The organism is Kitasatospora sp. NPDC094015 (genome assembly GCF_040304075.1).
Taxonomy (GTDB): domain Bacteria; phylum Actinomycetota; class Actinomycetes; order Streptomycetales; family Streptomycetaceae; genus Kitasatospora.
In genome coordinates this window covers 1-1,047 of record NZ_JBEOUL010000095.1, presented here as the reverse complement: position 1 = coordinate 1,047, position 1,047 = coordinate 1, and the positions used below count along the sequence as shown (strand labels likewise).

Genomic DNA, 1,047 nt, shown 5'->3' with positions numbered 1-1,047 from the left:
CCGGGTGGCTACGGCCGTGAGTGCCGAGGACTGCAGCGGGCTGAAGCCGCCGAGGGGGAAGAAGGGCACGTAGGCGATGCCGTGCTCGGCCAGCTCGTCGATCAGGTCGTCGTCGTGGCGGTGGGCGAGGTTGTACATGTTCTGCACGCACGTGATCGGCGCGATCGAGCGTGCCTCGGCGACCTGTTCCGCCGTCGCGTTGCTCACGCCGAGGTGCCGGATGAGGCCCTGCCGCTGGAGGTCGACGAGTGTCCCGAAGGCCTCCGCGAGCGAACCGGGCACGGGGCCCTGGGCGTCGCCGAGCCGGAGGTTGACCACGTCCAGTGTGTCGAGGCCGAGGTTTTCCAGGTTCTCGGTGACGGCCCGCCGCAGTTCTTCAGGCTTGCGCGCCGGGGGCCAGCCTCCGGCCTCGTCGCGGGTCGCGCCGACCTTGGTCACGATGTGCAGCGAGTCGGAGTACGGGTGCAGCGCTTCGCGGATCAGCTGGTTGGTGATGTGCGGCCCGTAGGCGTCGGCGGTGTCGATGTGGGTGATGCCGAGGCCGACGGCCTCGCGGAGAACGGCGAGTGCCCCGTCGCGGTCGGCGGGCGGACCCATGACCCAGGGGCCGGCGAGCTGCATGGCGCCGTAGCCGAACCGGGTGACGGTCAGGTTGCCCAGGGGCCAGGTGCCGCCGGGAAGCGAGGCGGAGGGGGTGCTCATGGTGCGCCCTTCGTGTTGAGCCAGGGGATGGTGCCTAGTGGCGCCTTGGACCACTATTGGTGTGTAGCTTCCGTTCGGGAAGTAGGTACTTCGAAGTGCGTAGGGCACCCGCGGGTGAGAGGAACGGTCCATGGCGACGATGACGGCGGCTCAGCAACGGGCACAGGCCAAGGTGGAGTACGACGCCTTCGTGGCGGCCTGCCCCAGCCGCAAGCTGCTTGACCGGATCTCGGACAAGTGGGTCACGCTGATCCTGGCCGCGCTCGGCAGCGACAGCGCGCATCGGCCCGGTGCCGGCTGCGCCGGCGGGCCCCGGGTGATGCGCTACTCGGAGCTGCAGCGCCT

General features: G+C 70.1%; 2 protein-coding genes. One reads left to right on the top strand and one right to left on the bottom strand.

The window, feature by feature from the left end:
* A partial coding sequence (locus tag ABT014_RS34530; protein WP_350643824.1) for an oxidoreductase occupies window positions 1-702 on the bottom strand: 702 nt, incomplete at its 3' end.
* Window positions 703-832: 130 nt separating this feature from the next.
* Between ABT014_RS34530 and ABT014_RS34525 the strand changes: the two genes are divergently transcribed.
* Window positions 833-1,047 (top strand): winged helix-turn-helix transcriptional regulator (locus tag ABT014_RS34525; RefSeq protein ID WP_502895148.1); only part of this gene is annotated, 215 nt, incomplete at its 3' end.